Genomic DNA, 18971 nt, shown 5'->3' with positions numbered 1-18971 from the left:
CGCAGGAGGAGCCCGACATGCCCGTCGCAGACGCCGAGGTGGCAGTTCTGATCGTCGGTGCCGGGCCAGTCGGCCTGACCGCCCGAGCGCTACTGGAACGCTGGGGGCTGACGACAATGCTGGTCGAGAAACAGCGCGAGCTGTCACCCTTTCCGCGGTCGCGGCTGATCAACGCGCGTTCGATGGAGATCTATCGCCAGCTCGGGCTCGCCGCCGAGATCACGGCCCGCGGGTTCGCGCCGGAGTATGGCCGCGTCCGCTTCCGCGACACCCTGCTTGACCGCGACTTTGCCACAGCGGCGATGGTCGGGATCAATGCGCCGATACCGGAAAGCCCCGTGATCGGTGTGGTCACCTCGCAGGATCGGTTGGAACCCACCCTGCTCGCCGGAGCAGACGCACGAGTGCGGTTCGGGGTCGAGCTTATCGACCTGGCCGAAGAGACCGATAGTGTCGTTGCCTTACTCGTCGACCACCAACGCGGTGAACACACCCGCATCCGTGCCCGTTATGTGCTCGCCGCCGACGGTGCGAATTCCACTGTCCGCCAACAGCTGGGAATCGACACCACCGGCCCTGGGGCGTTGGGGGACTTCACCACCGTCGTGTTCGATGCCGACCTTCACCGCTGGTGCGCCAATCAACCCGCCGGGGTCTACTTCACCGCCCATGGATTATTCGCACCGCTCTACCCCGAACGAGGCTGGGCCTGGTTCGTCGCCACACCCGAAGACGCGGCGCGCGCCGACTGGCCCGACCTCGTCTCGCGCGCCCTCGGCCCGGACAGCAACGTCCAAACCGACGTGTTGCGGGTTCAGCACTGGGTGATGAACGCGTTCGTCGCCGAACGCTTCCGCCACGGCCGGATCCTGCTGACCGGCGATGCCGCGCACGCGGTCCCCATCGTCGGTGGCCTTGGCATGAACACCGGCATCGCCGATGTGCACAACCTGTGCTGGAAACTCGCAGGTGTTCTCCACGGGTGGGCCCGACCAAGCCTGTTGGAATCCTATGAGACGGAACGACAACCCGTCGCCTACGAGACGCTCCGTCAAACGGTGGCCAACACCCAACTGCTGCTCCGCGTACAAAACACCCGGCGCGACCAGCAGCTAAACAGCGAGGCAGCGCCGGCCCAGGTCGAATTGCCCTGGTCGGAGCGGTATTTCGCCCAACTCGGTCTGGTGCTCGGCGTCGCTTACCACTCCGACGCCGTCCTCACCGACGACAGCACCCCACCCGAGGTATCCGACATTGGCACCGACTATGTCCCCACCGCAAAGCCAGGCCACCGCATGCCCCACCTCTGGCTCACACCCAACCGCTCCACGCTCGACGCCCTCGGCGAGTGGTTCACGCTGCTCACCCCAGACCCCGCCGGCTGGGAGCAACAAACCACCGCGGAATCGCCGCTACACATCGAGACCCTCCCCAACGAACACGCCGACCTCTGCGGCCTCGGCCCACACGGTGCGCTACTCGTCCGACCCGACGGCCACATCGGCGCACGCTGGAGCGACCGCCCACCCGGCGACTCCACCCTCCACCAAGCCCTCACCACAATCACCGGCTCGACTCCCCGCCGTGAGAACTGATCACTCTGGTTTGTCGAGATGCCGACCTCGATGCGCCCAGCCACCACTCAGCAGCAAACGGCTTCGCGGGCACCCCGCGCGGCGGAAAGTGCCTCGGCGCGCCGCCCTGCTAGCGTCTGCACCCATGAGTGGCGCGGTCTGTCCTGGGTCGTTCGACCCGGTGACGCTCGGTCACGTCGACATCTTCGAGCGGGCCGCCGCTCAGTTCGACGACGTCGTGGTCGCCGTTTTGGTCAATCCCGCCAAGCAGGGCATGTTCGGCGTCGACGAGCGGATCGCAATGATCGAGGAGTGCACCGAGCACCTGCCGAACCTGCGGGTGGAGTCCGGCGAGGGGCTGGTGGTCGACCTGGCCAGGTCGCACGGGCTGACCGCGATCATCAAGGGCCTGCGTACCGGCACCGACTTCGAATACGAGCTGCAGATGGCGCAGATGAACAAGCACATCGCCGGCGTGGACACCTTCTTCGTGGCGACCACACCGCGGTATTCCTATGTCTCCTCGTCGCTGGCCAAGGAGGTCGCGACGCTCGGCGGCGACGTTTCCGGCCTGCTGCCCGAATCGGTCAACCGGCGGATGCGGGAAAAACTGCGCGGTCGCTGAGCCGCGTTTAGGTAGCCGCACGCTGCGGGTATTTGGGTGTAGCGGCGCTTCAGCCGAGCGCCCGTTCATAATTCCCAGACCCAAGGGGAGGTAGTCCGTCGTGACCGAAGCATCGGGCAAGACGACCGAGGACGTCGTCGCCTTTCTCAAGCAACAGCACAACCGGATCAAGGAACTGTTCACCGAGACCATCAACGCCTCGGACAAGGACCAGCGCGAAAAGGCATTCTTCGAGCTACGCTCGCTGCTGGCCGTGCATGAAACCGCCGAGGAGATGGTCGTGCATCCCAAGGCGCGCAACGCAATCGAGGGCGGCAACGAACTCGTCGAGGCCAGGCTGAAGGAGGAGAACGAGGCCAAGCAGCAGCTGTCCAAGATTGAAAGCATGGACACCGGCTCGCCGCAGTTCGTCGACGCGCTGGCCAAGTTCGAGCGCGATGTGATCGACCACGCCAACCATGAGGAGAACGAGGAGTTCGACAAGCTGCACGGTGCAGTCGGCGAGCAGGACCTCAAGCGCATGACCGACGCGGTCCGCGCGGCCGAGGCGATTGCGCCCACCCGGCCCCATCCCGGAGTCGAGTCCGCGAAGGCAAACCTCGCTGTCGGCCCGTTTGCGTCGATGCTCGACCGCGCCCGCGACGCGATCCAGGCGGCCCTGCGGTAACGGCTTGTGCCCGGTGGCCGGCCCGCGGCGCGAAGGCTGGCCGCCTGCGGTTTACCTATCCGAAAGGGTGGGCCATTCTTGGCACGTGCCAGGCAGCCGACACACCGACGCGGGTCCCCAGTCACAGCAGCCACACCAGGCACACTGGTCACAAGAACTACGCCTGGAGGGGTGTTGCCGTGTACCGAGTCTTTGAAGCGCTCGACGAACTGGGCTCGATAGTCGAAGAAGCCCGCGGCCTGCCGATGACGGCGGGCTGTGTGGTGCCGCGCGGCGACGTCCTTGAGCTGATCGACGACATCAAGGACGCGATCCCCGGCGAGCTCGACGATGCGCAGGACGTCCTCGACGCCCGCGAGGCGCTGCTGCGCGACGCCAAGCAGCATTCGGAGTCGATGGTGTCGACGGCGACCGCCGAGGCCGAGTCGGTGCTGGGCCATGCCCGCGCCGAGGCGGACCGGCTGCTGGCCGACGCCAAGTCGCAGGCCGATCGGATGGTCGCCGAGGCCCGTGCACACTGCGAGCAGATGGTTGGCGACGCCCGTAACGAGGCGTCGCGCGTCAGCGCGACCGCCAAGCGCGAATACGAGATCCTGACGACCCGAGCAAAGGCCGAGGCGGACCGCCTGATCGAGAACGGCAACATTTCCTACGAGAAGGCCGTCCAGGAGGGCATCAAGGAACAGCAGCGGCTGGTGTCGCAGACCGAGGTGGTGCAGTCGGCCACCGCCGAGGCGACCCGGATGATCGACGCCGCCCACGCCGAGGCGGACCGGCTGCGTGGCGAGTGCGACATCTACGTCGACAGCAAGCTCGCCGAGTTCGAGGATTATCTCAACGGCACGCTTCGTTCGGTCAGCCGCGGGCGCCATCAGCTGCGCACGGCGGCGGGCACGCACGACTACGCGCACCGCTGAGCGCCGCCGCGACCGTCCCGGTCCCCGTCCCGGGATGGCTGCCGCCCTACGATGAAGACATGGCCACGCGATCCCGCGCGGCGGCCCACCGTAACCCCCGGTCACCGCTGACCTTCGATGTTTCTCGGCTCGGCCGTCGCCCCGGAGCGATGCTGACCGTCCGGGAGACGGTCCCCACCCCGTCGCGCATCGGTCTGGACCTGATTGGAATCGGCGAGGGTGCGCCCCTTGACCTGGATCTGCGATTCGAGTCCGTCTCCGAGGGCGTGCTGGTGACGGGCACGGTGTCGGCGCCGACGACGGGCGAGTGTTCGCGCTGCCTGACGCCGATCAGCGGGCACGTCGAGATCGGCTTGACCGAGCTGTTCGCCTATCCGGACAGTGCGACGGAACAGACCACCGAGGAGGACGAGGTCGGCCACGTCGTCGACGACACCGTCGACCTCGAGCAGCCGATCATCGATGCCGTCGGCCTGGCTTTGCCGTTCGCCCCGCTCTGCGGGGCTGACTGCCCCGGGCTGTGCCCGCGGTGCGGCGTGCCGCTGGCCGAGGCCGAACCGGGGCACCACCATGAGCTGATCGATCCGCGATGGGCCAAACTAGCGGACATGTTCGAAGCACCGCGAGGTGACGGGTGACCGAAGGCGAGCGCCTGGACCGTCAAGCCCTGGCCGAAGCCCTTGGCGTCGATTTGCCCGATGAACTGCTCACCCTCGCCCTGACCCACCGCAGCTACGCGTACGAACACGGCGGGCTGCCCACCAATGAACGCCTGGAATTCCTCGGCGATGCGGTGCTCGGATTGACGATCACCGACGAGCTGTTTCACCGGCATCCGGACCGGTCCGAGGGCGATCTGGCCAAGCTGCGCGCCAGCATTGTCAACACCCAGGCGCTGGCCGAGGTCGCCCGCAAGCTCACCGACGACGGGCTGGGCGTCTACCTGCTGCTCGGCCGCGGCGAGGAGAACACCGGCGGCGCCGACAAGTCCAGCATTCTGGCCGACGGGATGGAGTCGCTGCTCGGAGCGGTGTATCTGCAGCACGGCATCGACACGGCGCGCGAGGTGATCCTGCGGTTGTTCGCCACGCTGCTGGACACCGCGCCCACGCTCGGCGCCGGGCTGGACTGGAAGACCAGCCTCCAGGAGCTCACGGCCGCGCGCGGACTCGGCGTCCCGTCTTACGTGGTGACCTCGACCGGCCCGGACCACCACAAGGAATTCACCGCGACGGTGGTCGTGGTGGACACCGAATACGGCGTCGGCGTCGGACGGTCGAAGAAGGAAGCGGAGCAGAAGGCCGCGGCGGCGGCGTGGAACGCGCTGGAGCATGCCTGAGCTTCCCGAAGTCGAGGTCGTCCGGCGGGGCCTCGCGGCTCATGTGGCGGGCCGGACCATCACCGCGGTGCGCGTCCACCATCCCCGAGCGGTGCGCCGCCACCAGGCCGGTCCGACCGACCTGACCGCGCGGCTGATCGGGCAGCGCATCGAGGGCACGGGCCGGCGCGGCAAGTATCTGTGGCTGACGCTGCCCGATGAGGCGCTCGTCGTGCACCTCGGGATGAGCGGGCAGATTTTGCTCGGTGCCGTGCCCAACCGCGGCCACTTGCGCATCGCCGCGCTGCTCGACGACGGCACCGCGCTGAGCTTCGTCGACCAGCGCACGTTCGGTGGCTGGATGGTGGCCGACATGGTCACCGTCGACGGCACCGCCGTGCCCGTGCCCGTCGCGCATCTGGCCCGCGATCCGCTGGACGCGCGGTTCGACGCCGAGGCGGTCGTCACGGTGTTGCGCCGCAAGCACTCTGAGCTCAAGCGCCAGCTGCTCGACCAAACCGTGGTGTCCGGGATCGGCAACATCTACGCCGACGAGGCGTTGTGGCGGGCCCAGTTGCACGGATCTCGCATCGCCTCGTCGCTGACGCGTGGCCGGCTGCGCGGCGTGCTCGACGCCGCCGCCGACGTGATGCGCGAAGCGCTCGGGCAGGGCGGCACCTCGTTCGACTCGCTGTATGTAAACGTCAACGGCGAATCGGGTTACTTCGAGCGCTCGCTGGACGCCTACGGCCGCGACGGGAAGCCGTGCCGCCGTTGCGGCGCGGTGATCCGTCGCGAGAAGTTCATGAACCGCTCGTCGTTCTACTGCCCGCGCTGCCAGCCCCGCCCGCGGCGCCGGCCCCACCCGCGCACCCGGGTCTCACTCATTCGCCCAAACTGACGTTTTGGAGATGCCCACTCGCACTTCTGCTGTAAAACGTCAGTCTCGATGCGACCCGGTAGAAATAGAGCCATGACCGAACTGTGGGTCGAGCGCACCGGGGTGCGGCGATACACCGGGCGCAGCTCACGCGGAGCGCAGGTCCTCGTGGGTAACGAGGACGTCGATGGCACTTTCACCCCCGGCGAGCTGCTCAAGATCGCGCTCGCCGCGTGCACCGGGATGAGCAGCGACGCGCCGCTGCGTCACCGGCTCGGCGACGACTACCGGGCGACGGTCAAGGTGTCCGGCCCGCCCGACCGTGAGCAGGAGCGTTACCCGCTGCTGGAGGAGTCGCTCGAGGTGGATCTGGCCGGGCTGAGCGAGGATGAGGTGGCGCGGTTGCTGGTCGTGGTCAACCGCACCATCGACCAGGTTTGTACGGTCGCCCGCACGCTGAAATCCGGCACCAAGGTCACGTTCGAGGTCAACGGCAGTGGCCAACGCGCCTGATGTCCGGCTGACCGCCTGGGTGCACGGCTACGTGCAGGGCGTCGGATTCCGCTGGTGGACCAGGTCGCGCGCGGCGGCGCTCGGGCTGACCGGATACGCCTCCAACCAGCCCGACGGGCGAGTGCTGGTCGTCGCCCAGGGCCCGCGGGATGCCTGCCAGCGCCTGCTTGACCTGCTGCAGAGCGGCAAAACCCCGGGTCAGGTGGACAACGTCGTCGCCGACTGGTCGGAACCCGACCAATCGGTGCGTGGCTTCACCGAGCGTTAGCCCGCGCGCCGGTAGTCTGACCCTGCATGTACCTCAAGAGTCTGACGCTGAAGGGCTTCAAGTCCTTCGCCGCGCCGACGACTCTGCGCTTCGAACCGGGCATCACCTGCGTCGTGGGCCCGAACGGGTCGGGCAAGTCCAACGTCGTCGACGCGATCAGCTGGGTGATGGGCGAGCAGGGCGCCAAGACGCTGCGCGGCGGAAAGATGGAAGACGTCATCTTCGCCGGGACGTCGTCGCGGGCGCCGCTGGGCCGCGCCGAGGTCACCGTGACGATCGACAACTCCGACAACGCGCTGCCGATCGAATACTCCGAAGTCTCGATCACCCGGCGGATGTTCCGCGACGGTGCCAGCGAGTACGAAATCAACGGCAGCACCTGCCGTTTGATGGACATCCAGGAGCTGCTGTCCGACTCCGGCATCGGCCGCGAGATGCACGTCGTCGTCGGGCAGGGCAAGCTCGCCGAAATCCTGGAATCGCGCCCCGAAGACCGCCGCGCATTCATTGAGGAAGCCGCGGGCGTGCTCAAGCACCGCAAACGCAAGGAGAAGGCGGTCCGCAAGCTCGACGCGATGTCGGCGAACCTCGCCCGGCTGACCGACCTGACCACCGAACTGCGTCGTCAGCTCAAGCCGCTGGGCCGTCAGGCCGAGATGGCCCGCCGCGCCCAGACCATCCAGGCCGACCTGCGCGACGCCCGGCTGCGGCTGGCCGCCGACGACCTGGTGGCGCGCCGCGCCGAGCACGACGGCGCCGGCAACGCGGAGGCCGCGCTGCGCCGGGAACACGACGAGGTCGTCGCGCGGCAAAAGGCCGCTTCGGCCGAGCTGGCCGAGCACGAGTCTGCCGTCGCCGCCCTGACCGAGAAGGCCGAAACCGCCCAGCAGACCTGGTTTCGGCTGTCGGCGCTGGCCGAACGCGTGAGTGCGACGGTGCGTATCGCCGCCGAGCGCGCCCAGCACCTCGACGAGCAACCGCCGGCCGCCACCGGCACCGACCCGGACGCGCTGGAAGCAGAAGCCGACCAGGTGGCGGCCACCGAGTCCCGCCTGCTCGCCGAGTTGGCCGACCGGCGAACCGAACTCGAGGCCGCGCAGGCCGAACTGGCCGAGCGGGAGCGGGTGGCCGCCGAGGCCGAACGCGCTCACCTGGCCGCGGTGCGTGCCGAAGCCGACCGCCGTGAGGGCTTGGCTCGGCTGGCCGGCCAGGTGGAAACCATGCGCACCCGCGTCGAATCCATCGACGAAACCGTCACCCGGCTCACCGAACAGATTGAGGAAGCGGCCGCCCGGACCCAGCAGGCCCAGGCCGAATTCGAAGAGGTGCAACGGCAGGTCGGCGAGCTCGACGAGGGCGAGGTCGGGCTCGACGAACACCACGACCGCAGCGTCACCGCGTTGCGGCTGGCCTCCGAGCGGGTCGGCGAACTGCAAGCCGCCGAGCGTGACGCTGAACGACAGGTCGCGTCGCTGCGAGCCCGCATCGACGCGCTGTCGGTGGGCCTGAATCGCAAGGACGGCGCGGCCTGGCTGGCCGAACACCACAGCGGCGCAGGTCTTTTCGGGTCAGTAGCGAAGCTGGTGAAGGTCCGTGGGGGATACCAGGCGGCGGTCGCCGCGGTGCTGGGGGCCGCCGCCGACGCCCTCGCCGCCGAAAACTCTCACGCCGCACACGCGGCGGTGGCCGCGCTGAAGGAATCCGACGGCGGCCACGCCGCGATCGTGCTCGGCGATTGGCCCGCTCCGGCCGAGCCCGCCGAGGCGCCGCTACCCGGCGGCGCGCAGTGGGCCGTCGACCTCGTCGAGGCGCCCGACCGGCTGCGCGGCGCGATCACCGCGATGTTGTCGGGTGTCGCGGTTGTCGCCGACCTGTCCACCGCGCTGCAACTGGTGGCCGGGCAGCCGACGCTGCGCGCGGTCACCCGCGACGGCGATCTGGTCGGCGCCGGCTGGGTCAGCGGCGGGTCGGACCGGCGGCCGAGCACGCTGGAGATCAGCTCCGAGATCGAAACCGCGCGAACCGAATTAGCCGCCGCCGAAAAGCAGTCGGCCGAGCTGTCGGCGGCCCTTGCCGGCGCGCTGGCCGAGCAGGAGACCCGCCAGGACGCCGCCGAACAGGCATTGGCCGCGCTGAACGAGTCCGACGCGAAGATTTCGTCGGCCTATGAGCGACTGGGCCGCCTCGGCCAGGACGCCCGCAGCGCCGAGGAGGAGTGGCGCCGGCTGTCCCGGCAACGCGACGAGCTCGAGCAGGGGCGCACCCAGACGGTCGAGGAGCTCAGCGGACTCGAGCAGCGGTTGCACAACGCCGAACAATCCGCCGAACAGGCCCAGAGCGACACCGAAACGGCTGATCGTCAGCGCAGCGTCGCCGCCGCCGAAACCGCGCGCGCCACCGAGATCGAGGCGCGGCTGGCGGTGCGTACCGCCGAGGAACGTGCGAATGCCGTTCGCGGACGGGCGGGTTCGCTGCGCCGCGCCGCCGCCGCCGAACGGGAGGCGCGGCTGCGCGCCGAGCGTGCACGGGAAGCCCGCCGTCAGGCCGCGGCCGTCGCGGCGGCGGTCGCCGCATCCGGTCAGCAGCTGGCGATGAGGTTGAACCAAGCCGTCGCTGCGGCGTCCCGCGCCCGTGACGGCGTGGCCGCCGAACGCGCGCAGCGGATTTCGGCGCAGTCGTCGGTACGGGCCGTGGTCGCCGACCTCAACGCCAAGATCGCCAGGCTCACCGAGGCGCTGCACCGCGACGAGGTCGCCAAGGCACAGGCGGCGCTGCGCATCGAGCAACTCGAGACGCATGTGCTCGAGCAGTTCGGCATGGCCGCCAACGACCTGATCGCCGAGTACGGCCCCGGCGTGCCGCTGCCGCCGTCCGAGCTCGAAACCGCCGAGTACGAGCGGGCCCGCGACCGCGGCGAACAGGTCACCGCCCCGGCGCCGATGCCGTTCGACCGGCCGACCCAGGAGCGCCGCGCCAAGCGCGCCGAACGCGAACTGGCCGAGCTCGGCCGGGTCAACCCGCTGGCGCTGGAGGAGTTCGCGGCGTTGGAGGAGCGCTACAACTTCCTGTCCACTCAGCTCGAGGATGTGAAGAAGGCCCGCAAGGACCTGCTCGGCGTGGTCGACGAGGTCGACGCGCGCATCCAGCAGGTGTTCACCGACGCCTACGCCGATGTCGAACGCGAGTTCCGGACCGTATTCGAGGCGCTGTTCCCCGGCGGGGAGGGCCGGCTGACGCTGACCGACCCCGACGACATGCTGACCACCGGCATCGAGGTCGAGGCGCGGCCGCCGGGCAAGAAGATCAAGCGGCTGTCGCTGCTGTCCGGCGGTGAGAAGTCGTTGGCCGCGATCGCATTGCTGGTCGCGATCTTCCGGGCCCGCCCGTCGCCGTTCTACGTGCTCGACGAGGTCGAGGCCGCGCTCGACGACGTCAACCTGCGCCGGTTGCTCGACGTCTTCGAACAGCTGCGCGCGCAGTCGCAGCTGCTGGTGATCACCCATCAGAAGCCGACGATGGAAGTGGCCGACTCGCTGTACGGCGTCACGATGCGCGACGACGGCATCACCGCGGTGATCTCGCAGCGGATGCGCGGCCGGCAGCTCGTGGCCGCCGGGTAGCCGCCGCCACCGCCCTGGGACAATGTCCGCGTGCCGGATGTCTTGTGGATCGCGATCGCGGTCATCGCCGTTCTGGTCGTCGCTGCGCTGGTTGTCGGGCTGGTGCGGTACCGGCGGCGCCGGATCAGGCTGTCCGCCGCGGACACCGCCGCGCCCGCCGATCGTTCGGGCGGCTACACCGCCTCGTCGGGGATAACGTTCGCCGAATCGAGCACACCTGCCGCGGAAAAGGCCGCGGAAAAGGTCGAAAGGATCGACACCACGGGCCTGCCGGCGGTCGGCGACGACGCGACGATTCCGCGGGATTCGGTCAAGCGCCCGATCGCAGATGTCGCGCTGCCCGAGCCGCCGACGACACCCCCGCCGACGCCGCAACCACCGACGCCGCAACCGCCGACGCCGCAACCACCAAAGCCCCAACCGCCGCAGCTGGATGTGATCGCACCGCCCGAGGGCCGGCTGAGAAGGCTGCGCGGCCGGCTGGCGAAATCACAGAACACCCTGGGCCGCAGCATGCTTGGGCTACTCGGCGGCGGCGACCTCGACGAAGACTCGTGGCAGGACGTGGAGGACACCCTGCTGGTCGCCGATCTCGGCCCGACGGTGACGTCGTCGGTGGTTTCGGCGCTGCGGTCACGGCTGGCCAGCAGCAGCGTCCGCACCGAGGCCGACGCCCGCACCGTGCTGCGTGAAGTGCTGATCTCCGAGCTGCAGCCGGGCCTGGACCGCTCCATCAAGGCCCTCCCGCACGCCGACGCCCCCTCGGTGCTGCTGGTCGTCGGCGTCAACGGCACCGGCAAGACCACCACCGTCGGCAAGCTGGGCCGGGTCCTGGTCGCCGACGGGCGACGGGTGGTGCTCGGCGCGGCCGACACGTTTCGCGCCGCGGCCGCCGACCAATTGGAGATGTGGGCCGCGCGCGTCGGCGCGCACGTGGTGGGCGGGGCCGAGGGCGCCGACCCCGCATCGGTGGCCTTCGACGCCGTCGATGCCGGCATCAAGGATGGCGCCGACGTCGTGGTCATCGACACCGCGGGCCGGCTGCACACCAAGACCGGCCTGATGGACGAGCTCGGCAAGGTCAAGCGGGTGGTGAGCCGCCGGGCCGCGGTCGACGAGGTGCTGCTGGTGCTGGACGCGACGATCGGGCAGAACGGGCTCGCGCAGGCACGCGTTTTCGCCGACGTAGTCGACATCACCGGCGTGGTGCTGACCAAGCTCGACGGAACGGCCAAGGGCGGCATCGTGTTTCGTGTCCAGCAGGAACTCGGCGTGCCGGTCAAGCTGGTGGGACTTGGCGAGGGTGCCGACGACCTGGCGCCGTTCGAGCCCGCTGCGTTCGTCGACGCTTTGCTCGGCTAGTGACGTCGAGTGTGAACACCGGGCGAACTCAAGCTGCTTGAGCCCGGCGATTCCCCGCCGTCAGCGCACCCTCGCCGCCGTCAGCGCACACTCGACCCGCCCACGCCATCTCGTAACACCGGCGAAACGTCAGGGGCCTATCCGTTCACACGAGCGAAACACGCTGGCGTCTTCGCCGAAACAACCACTCAGCATTGTCTTGGACCAGGTCAATGGTCTCATTCCCGACGACCGTGACACCGGTAAGGAGGAAACCGCGAGTGGCTGATTTCCCTGTGATGGGTGTACCGGACACCGGTGACACCGCGTGGATGTTGGCAAGCTCGGCGCTCGTTTTGCTGATGACGCCGGGCCTGGCCTTCTTCTACGGGGGCATGGTGCGCGCCAGGGGCGTCCTGAACATGTTGATGATGAGCGTCAGCGCGATGGGCGTCGTGGGCATCCTATGGGTGCTGTACGGCTACTCGATGTCGTTCGGCAACGACATCCTCGGCACCGGCACCGGCGGGCTTCTCGGTAATCCGACCCAATACTGGGGTCTGAAGGGCCTCATCGGCGGCACGTACCTGCAGACAACGCCGGATGCCCCGCCGGTCAGCATTCCACTCGCGGGCACGATCCCGCAGACCGTGTTCGTCGCGTTCCAGGCGATGTTCGCGATCATCACCGTCGCGCTGATTTCCGGCGCGGTGGCCGACCGGCTGCGGTTCGGGCCGTGGCTGCTGTTCGCCGGCCTGTGGGCCACGATCGTGTACTTCCCGGTCGCGCACTGGGTGTTCTGCTTCAGCGGCGTCACCGGCGCAAAGGGCGGCTGGATCGCCAACAACCTCAAGGTGATCGACTTCGCCGGCGGCACCGCGGTGCATATCAACTCCGGCGCCGCCGGTTTGGCGCTGGCCGTGGTGCTCGGTCGCCGCCGCGGCTGGCCGGCCACGCCGATGCGGCCGCACAACCTGCCGTTCACGATGTTGGGCGCCGGCCTGCTGTGGTTCGGCTGGTTCGGATTCAACGCCGGATCGGCCGTGGCGTCCAACGGCGTCGCCGGGGCGACCTTCATCACCACGTTCACCGCAACCGCCACCGCGATGTTCGGCTGGCTGTTGGTGGAGCGCATTCGCGACGGGAAGGCCACCTCGCTGGGCGCCGCGTCGGGCGTCGTCGCCGGCCTGGTCGCGATCACCCCCTCCTGCTCGTCGGTCAACATCATCGGCGCAATCGTCATCGGCGCGTCGGCCGGCATCATCTGCGCGCTGGCGGTCGGCCTGAAGTACAGGCTGGGCTATGACGATTCGCTGGACGTCGTCGGCGTGCACCTGGTCGGCGGTCTGGTCGGCACCCTGATGGTGGGCCTGGTTGCCACCAGCGCGGCGCCCGCCGCGGTGACCGGTCTGTTCTACGGCGGCGGCCTGCACCAGTTGGGCATGCAGGCGATCGGTGCGTTCTCCGTCATGGCGTACTCGTTTGTGCTGGCATTGGTGATTGCATACGTCGTCAAACTCACGATCGGCCTGCGCATTCCGGCCGAGGACGAGGAGCTGGGCATCGACGAGGCCGAGCACGCCGAAACCGCATACGATCTGGCTACCGTCGGCGCGACGGGTACCGCCCTGAGCATGGCCGGCAAGGAGGCATGAAATGAAGCTCATCACCGCAATTGTCAAGCCGTTCACGCTGGAAGACGTCAAGACCGGCCTGGAGCAGACGGGCATCCTCGGGATGACCGTCAGTGAAGTGCAGGGATACGGCCGCCAGAAGGGTCACACCGAGGTTTACCGAGGCGCTGAATACTCGGTCGACTTCGTCCCGAAGGTGCGCGTGGAGGTCTTGGTCGATGACTCCGCCGTCGACAAGGTGGTGGATGTCATCGTGCAGGCGGCCCGTACCGGAAAGATCGGCGACGGCAAGGTGTGGGTCAGCCCCGTGGAAACCGTCGTGCGCGTGCGCACCGGCGAAAGGGGAACTGACGCACTGTAACTCGTGGCGTTATGTGACGACAGACTCTCTTGCGGTGGCCGCGCGAGTGTGAGCTGCGGCAAGTTTCGGGGGAGTCCGAATGAGACCGAATGACTAAGCGGACAACCGATCCCGCCGCCGGCGATTCCCGTTGGGAGCCGCCGGCGTCGGGATCGCCGCGCCCGGCAACCGATTTGGTCGCCGCAGCCGAACAGCTGCTGGCCAGCGGCCCCCGTCAGCTCGACACCGCAGCGCTGCGCGACGCACTGCTGGACCTGCACGAGTTCTGGCTTGCCACCAAGGCCACCGAGATCGGCATCACGGCGACGAGCGGCTTCGCGATCGTGGCCACCGGCGGCCTCGGGCGCCGGGAGCTGATGCCCTATTCCGACCTCGACCTGACGTTGCTGCACGACGACATGCCACCCGACGTCGTCGGCAAGGTCGCCGATCTGCTGTGGTACCCGTTGTGGGACGCCAACATTCGGCTCGACCACAGCGTTCGGACGGTTCCCGGAGCGCTGCGCGTCGCCGCCGAGGACATCTCCGCCGGGCTGGCGATGCTGGAGGCCCGGCACATGGCCGGCGACGCGGAGCTGTCGGCGCTGCTGATCAACGGTGCCCGAAGGCAATGGCGAACCGGAATCCGTTCGCGGTTCGACGAGCTCGTCCAGACGACCCACGCCAGATGGCAGCGCAGCGGGCAGATCGCCCACCGTGCCGAGCCGGATCTGAAGTGCGGCCGCGGCGGGCTACGCGACGTCCAGTTGCTCAACGCGCTGGCGATCGCTCAGCTGGCCGACCACTACGCCACCCGCAATCCCGACCGCCCGCTGAGTTCGCTGGCCAGCGCGCACCTCGCGCTGCTCAACGTGCGCACCGAACTGCACCGGGTCAGCGGCCGCGGACGAGAGCTGCTGCTGGCCCAGCACGCCGACGAGATCGGCGCCGCGCTGCGCATCGGCGACCGGTTCGACCTGGCGCGGATGCTCAGCGACGCGGCGCGCACCGTCAGCTATCACGTCGACGCCGGGTTGCGGACCGCTGCCAACGCGCTGCCCCGCAAGGGTCTCGCCGCGTTGCGCCGCCCGGTGCGCAGGCCGTTGGACGAGGGCGTCGTGGAATATGCCGGCGAGGTCGTGCTGGCGCGTGACGCGCGACCGGAACGCGACCCCGGCCTGATCCTGCGCGTCGCGGCGGCGTCGGCCACCACCGGGCTGCCGCTGTCGGCCTCCACGCTGGGCCGGCTGGCCGACTCGGCGCCGGAGCTGCGCACGCCGTGGCCGCGCGAGGCGCTCAAGGACTTGCTGGTGCTGCTGGCCGCCGGGCCGGCGACGGTCGCGACGATCGAGGCCCTGGACCGAACCGGATTGTGGGGCAGGCTGTTTCCGGAATGGGGAGCGGTGCGCGACCTGCCGCCTCGCGACGTCATCCACACTTGGACCGTCGACCGTCACCTGGTCGAAACCGTCGCCCGGGCAAGCGCTTTCACCACCCGGGTGGCACGGCCGGACCTACTGGTGCTCGGCGCGCTGTTGCACGACATCGGTAAGGGGCGCGGCGGCGACCACAGTGAGATCGGCGCCGAGCTCGCCACCCAGATCGGCATTCGGCTCGGGCTCTGGCCGTCGGACGTGGACCTGCTGTCCGACATCGTGCGCTACCACCTACTGCTGCCCAACACCGCGACCCGCCGTGACCTGCAGGACCCCGACACGATCGCGTCGGTCGCCGACACCCTGAACCGCGACCCGTTGCTGCTGGACCTGCTGCATGTACTGGCCGAGGCGGATTCGCTGGCCACCGGGCCGGGGGTGTGGGGGGACTGGAAGGCGTCGCTGATCGGCGACCTCGTCCGCCGCTGCCGCATGGTAATGGCGGGCGAGCCGCTGCCGCAGCCCGATCCGATTGACCCGGATTACCTTTCACTCGCCGTCGACCTCGGGGTGCATGTCGAGATGACGCAGGGCGACGGCGCGCACATCTACAACGTCACGATGATCGCGCCGGACCGGCGCGGGCTGTTGTCCAAGGCGGCAGGTGTGCTGGCGCTGAACTCGCTGCGGGTGCACTCGGCGTCGGTCAACAGCCGCGCGGGTTCGGCGATCAACACGTTCGTGGTGTCGCCGCACTTCGGATCGCCGCCCGCGCCGGAGCTGCTGCGCCAGCAGTTCATCAGGGCGCTCGACGACGAACTCGACGTGATCGGCGCGCTGGAGCAACGCAACCGCGACGCCGCGAAATACGGATCCACCCGGGCGGGCGAGGTGGTGGCCGCGGTGCCGGTCAACCGTGCCACGGCGCCGCCGAGGATCCTGTGGTTCGAAACCGCCGCACCGGCCCAACTGGTCGTCGAGGTGCGCGCCGCCGACCGGCCCGGCCTGCTGGCGGTGCTGACCGCGGTGTTCGAACGCGCCGGGGTCGACATCGCCTGGGCGAAGGTCAACACGCTCGGCTCGTCGGTCGATGACGTGTTCTGCATCGTGGTGCCACCGCGCAGCGACGGCGATGTCGGCCACGCCGAGGTGCGCGCCGCGCTGGAGCGCGACCTCTACGCTGTGCTGCCGACCACCGCGCCGAACAAGCAGGTGTCCGAGGCCAGCTAGGCTTGCCAGGTGTTTGAATCCCTGTCCGACCGGTTGACCGGTGCGCTGGCCGGGCTTCGTGGCAAGGGGCGGTTGACCGACGCCGACATCGACGCCACGACCCGCGAGATCCGGCTGGCGCTGCTGGAAGCCGACGTGTCGCTGCCCGTCGTGCGCGAGTTCGTGGCCCGCATCAAGGCCCGGGCCAAGGGCGCGGAGGTCTCCGCCGCACTGAACCCGGCCCAGCAGGTCGTCAAGATCGTCAACGAGGAGCTGATCGGCATCCTCGGCGGGCAGACCCGTCAGCTCGCGTTCGCCAAGACTCCGCCGACGGTGCTGATGCTGGCCGGCCTGCAGGGCTCCGGTAAGACCACGCTGGCCGGCAAGCTGGCGAAATGGCTTCGGGACCAAGGCCATACGCCGCTGCTGGTGGCGGCCGACCTGCAGCGCCCGGCGGCGGTCAACCAGTTGAAGGTCGTCGGCGAACGCGCCGGGGTGGCGGTGTTCGCCCCGCATCCCGGCGCGTCGGCAGAGGCGGGTCCCGGCGATCCGGTGGCGGTGGCGTCGGATGGCCTGGAGGAGGCCAAGGCCAAGCACTTCGACGTGGTCGTCGTCGACACCGCGGGCCGGCTCGGCATCGACGACGAGTTGATGGCCCAGGCCGCCGCGATCCGCGACGCCCTGGATCCCGACGACGTGCTGTTCGTCCTCGACGCGATGGTGGGCCAGGACGCGGTCGCGACCGCCGAGGCGTTCCGCGAGGGCGTCGGTTTCACCGGCGTGGTACTGACCAAGCTCGACGGCGATGCCCGCGGTGGCGCGGCGCTGTCGGTGCGTGAAGTCACCGGCGTGCCAATCCTGTTCGCGTCCACCGGCGAGAAGCTCGACGACTTCGATGTCTTCCATCCCGACCGGATGGCCAGCCGCATCCTCGGCATGGGTGACGTGCTGAGCCTGATCGAGCAGGCCGAGCAGGTCTTCGACGCGCAGCAGGCCGAAGCGGCCGCCGCCAAGATCGGCGCCGGCGAGCTGACGCTGGAGGACTTCCTCGAGCAGATGCTGGCCATCCGCAAGATGGGCCCGATCGGCAACCTGCTCGGCATGTTGCCCGGGGCCGGCCAGATGAAAGACGCCATCGCCAACGTCGACGACAAGCAGCTCGACCGGGTGCAGGCCATCATCCGCGGCATGACGCCGCAGGAGCGCGCCGACCCGAAGATCATCAACGCGTCGCGGCGGCTGCGCATCGCCAACGGTTCGGGCGTGACGGTGTCGGAGGTCAACCAGCTCGTCGACCGGTTCTTCGAGGCCCGGAAGATGATGTCGCAGATGGCCGGCCAGATGGGCATGCCGTTCGGCCGCAAGAGCTCGTCGCGAAAGCAAAAAGGTAAGGGCAAGAAGGGAAAGAAGGGCGCGAGGGGGCCGACGCCGGCGAAGATCCGCGGGCCCCTTGGCGCCGCCGGAAATCCGGCCATGCCCGGAAATCCGGCCATGCCCGCCGGGTTTCCGGACCTGTCGAACATGCCGAAGGGCCTCGACGAGCTGCCGCCGGGGCTGGCCGACATCGACCTGTCGAAGCTGAACTTCCCGAACAAGAACTGAGTTGGTCCTCCACGTTCGCGGCCGCGGATTGCCCGATGAACAGCCGGTGCAGTGGTGGATCGTCGATGGCACGCTGTCGGCCGAACCGGTCGACGGGGCGGACACCGTGTTCGGCGCCGATGACCCCGGCGGCTGGATTCTGCCGGGGCTGGTCGACGCGCATTGCCATGTCGGGTTCGACGCGCACGGCCCGGTCGGCCTCGACCAGGCGATCGAGCAGGCCGAGACCGAGCGCGAGGTTGGCGCATTGCTGCTGCGCGACTGCGGGTCGCCGACCGACACCCGCAGCCTCGACGATCGCCACGACCTGCCGCGCATCATCAGGGCCGGTATGCACCTGGCCCGTCCAAAGCGCTACCTGCCCAAGCTGGCGCTAGAGCTTGACGACGAATCGCAGCTGCCGGAAGCCGTTGCGGCGCAAGCCCGTTGGGGTGACGGCTGGGTCAAGCTGGTCGGCGACTGGATCGATCGCGACGTGGGCGACCTGGCCCCGCTGTGGTCCGACGATGTGCTCAAGACGGCGATCGCCGCCGCGCACGCCAACGGCGCGCGGGTCACCGCGCACGTGTTCGGCGAGGACGCCCTGCCGGGGCTGATCAACGCCGGCATCGACTGCATCGAGCACGGCTACGGAATCACCGACGACGTCATCACCCTGATGCTCGAGCACGGCACCGCGCTGGTGCCCACGCTGATCAACATCGAAAATTTTCCCGGCATCGCCGATTCGGCGTCGAAGTATCCGGCCTACGCCGACCACATGCGCGACTTGTACGCCCGCTGCGACCGGCGCATCGCCGCGGCACGGGAGGCCGGGGTGCCGGTTTTCGCGGGCACCGACGCGGGCGGGGTGGTCGACCACGGGCGCATCGCCGACGAGGTCGACGCGCTCAAACGCGTCGGGTTGAGCCCGACCGACGCCCTCGGGGCGGCGTGCTGGGATGCGCGGCGCTGGCTGGGCCGGCCGACTCTGGAGCACGGCGCGGCCGCCGACCTGCTGTGCTATGCCAACGACCCGCGAAAAGGCGCGTCGGTGCTCAACCAGCCCGATGTCGTCATCCTGCGCGGCCGGGTGTTCTAGCGGCGA

The 18971-nt window shown here is 69.1% G+C and carries 16 protein-coding genes; all 16 read left to right on the top strand.

Annotation, left to right across the window (positions count from 1 at the left end; translation table 11 throughout):
* Positions 1 to 17 precede the first annotated feature (17 nt).
* The 16 genes from VE759_RS18190 to VE759_RS18115 all read left to right on the top strand — a co-directional run bounded on the left by VE759_RS18190 (position 18) and on the right by VE759_RS18115 (position 18965).
* Positions 18 to 1595, top strand: coding sequence for an FAD-dependent monooxygenase (locus VE759_RS18190; protein ID WP_324934990.1), 1578 nt, complete (start codon positions 18 to 20; stop codon positions 1593 to 1595).
* A gap of 124 nt (positions 1596 to 1719) precedes the next feature.
* Positions 1720 to 2199 carry a pantetheine-phosphate adenylyltransferase gene (coaD, locus tag VE759_RS18185; protein ID WP_324934988.1) on the top strand — a complete coding sequence of 160 codons (480 nt, stop codon included), beginning with the start codon at positions 1720 to 1722 and terminating at the stop codon, positions 2197 to 2199.
* Positions 2200 to 2299: 100 nt separating this feature from the next.
* On the top strand, positions 2300 to 2866 hold the full coding sequence (locus VE759_RS18180) for a hemerythrin domain-containing protein (protein ID WP_324934986.1): 567 nt from the start codon (positions 2300 to 2302) through the stop codon (positions 2864 to 2866).
* Positions 2867 to 3045: 179 nt separating this feature from the next.
* Positions 3046 to 3783, top strand: coding sequence for a cell division protein SepIVA (gene sepIVA, locus VE759_RS18175; protein ID WP_324934984.1), 738 nt, complete (start codon positions 3046 to 3048; stop codon positions 3781 to 3783).
* Positions 3784 to 3842: 59 nt separating this feature from the next.
* Positions 3843 to 4421, top strand: a complete 579-nt coding sequence (locus tag VE759_RS18170; protein ID WP_324934982.1) for a DUF177 domain-containing protein — start codon at positions 3843 to 3845, stop codon at positions 4419 to 4421.
* A gap of 14 nt (positions 4422 to 4435) precedes the next feature.
* Positions 4436 to 5122, top strand: coding sequence for a ribonuclease III (gene rnc, locus VE759_RS18165; protein ID WP_324935007.1), 687 nt, complete (start codon positions 4436 to 4438; stop codon positions 5120 to 5122).
* Positions 5115 to 6002: a bifunctional DNA-formamidopyrimidine glycosylase/DNA-(apurinic or apyrimidinic site) lyase gene (gene mutM / locus VE759_RS18160; protein WP_324934980.1), complete on the top strand. Its 888-nt coding sequence runs from the start codon at positions 5115 to 5117 to the stop codon at positions 6000 to 6002. Before rnc ends, mutM begins: the two co-directional genes overlap by 8 nt.
* Before the next feature lie 72 nt (positions 6003 to 6074).
* Positions 6075 to 6494: an OsmC family protein gene (locus VE759_RS18155; protein WP_324934978.1), complete on the top strand. Its 420-nt coding sequence runs from the start codon at positions 6075 to 6077 to the stop codon at positions 6492 to 6494.
* Positions 6478 to 6762 (top strand): acylphosphatase, encoded by a 285-nt coding sequence (locus VE759_RS18150; protein WP_324934976.1) that lies wholly within the window; start codon positions 6478 to 6480, stop codon positions 6760 to 6762. The genes VE759_RS18155 and VE759_RS18150 overlap by 17 nt, the downstream gene beginning before the upstream one ends.
* Positions 6763 to 6788: 26 nt before the next feature.
* Complete coding sequence (gene smc / locus VE759_RS18145) at positions 6789 to 10382, top strand: chromosome segregation protein SMC (RefSeq protein ID WP_324934974.1); 3594 nt, start codon at positions 6789 to 6791, stop codon at positions 10380 to 10382.
* A 30-nt stretch (positions 10383 to 10412) separates the two neighbouring features.
* Positions 10413 to 11744, top strand: coding sequence for a signal recognition particle-docking protein FtsY (gene ftsY / locus VE759_RS18140; RefSeq protein ID WP_324934972.1), 1332 nt, complete (start codon positions 10413 to 10415; stop codon positions 11742 to 11744).
* Between the two features lie 278 nt (positions 11745 to 12022).
* Entirely contained in the window at positions 12023 to 13378 is a 1356-nt protein-coding gene (locus VE759_RS18135) for an ammonium transporter (protein ID WP_324935005.1), read from the top strand.
* A gap of 1 nt (position 13379) precedes the next feature.
* On the top strand, positions 13380 to 13718 hold the full coding sequence (locus tag VE759_RS18130; RefSeq protein ID WP_324934970.1) for a P-II family nitrogen regulator: 339 nt from the start codon (positions 13380 to 13382) through the stop codon (positions 13716 to 13718).
* A gap of 89 nt (positions 13719 to 13807) precedes the next feature.
* On the top strand, positions 13808 to 16303 hold the full coding sequence (locus tag VE759_RS18125; RefSeq protein WP_324934969.1) for a [protein-PII] uridylyltransferase: 2496 nt from the start codon (positions 13808 to 13810) through the stop codon (positions 16301 to 16303).
* A gap of 9 nt (positions 16304 to 16312) precedes the next feature.
* Entirely contained in the window at positions 16313 to 17884 is a 1572-nt protein-coding gene (ffh, locus tag VE759_RS18120; RefSeq protein WP_324934967.1) for a signal recognition particle protein, read from the top strand.
* Position 17885: 1 nt separating this feature from the next.
* Positions 17886 to 18965, top strand: a complete 1080-nt coding sequence (locus tag VE759_RS18115) for an amidohydrolase family protein (protein ID WP_324934965.1) — start codon at positions 17886 to 17888, stop codon at positions 18963 to 18965.
* The last annotated feature ends 6 nt before the right edge of the window (positions 18966 to 18971 follow it).

The organism is Mycobacterium sp. (assembly GCF_035640695.1).
GTDB lineage: Bacteria > Actinomycetota > Actinomycetes > Mycobacteriales > Mycobacteriaceae > Mycobacterium.
The sequence above is the reverse complement of the archived record's forward strand: the minus strand, read 5'-3'. Positions and strand labels throughout refer to the sequence as shown.